This window comes from Mesorhizobium sp. M2E.F.Ca.ET.209.01.1.1, assembly GCF_004010375.2.
In the GTDB taxonomy this organism is placed as follows: Bacteria; Pseudomonadota; Alphaproteobacteria; order Rhizobiales; family Rhizobiaceae; genus Mesorhizobium.
The window spans coordinates 1-299 of the sequence record NZ_SADP02001046.1; the positions used below are offsets into that span (position 1 = coordinate 1).

The window sequence follows — 299 nt, forward strand, 5'->3', positions numbered from 1 at the left end:
GCAAACGGGACCTCGAAACCCCTGGACCCGGCACGACACATGTGACGATCGCGGTGAGCGGCGCGCGCGGCGGCGAAACGATCGATTTCCGCCGTCTGGCGAAGCAAGGGCTCACCTTGGTCGGCATGACAAGGACCTATCAGGACGGGCTGATGAGCTTCGCGCCTGATCTTGCGAAGAACATTGCCCGCGGTGATGCCAATCTGATGTCGCTGCTGGACGAGGCCGACGCCTATGTGGTGCGCAACGGTCTCGACCTTCCCGAAGAGCCCGCTGCCCGACGGATCGAACCGGATCCC

1 pseudogene is annotated in these 299 nt (G+C 63.9%); it reads left to right on the top strand.

The annotated features are described in order from the left end of the window. Nucleotides 1–299: pseudogene (locus EN852_RS39055) on the top strand (FAD-dependent oxidoreductase); the annotation flags it as partial.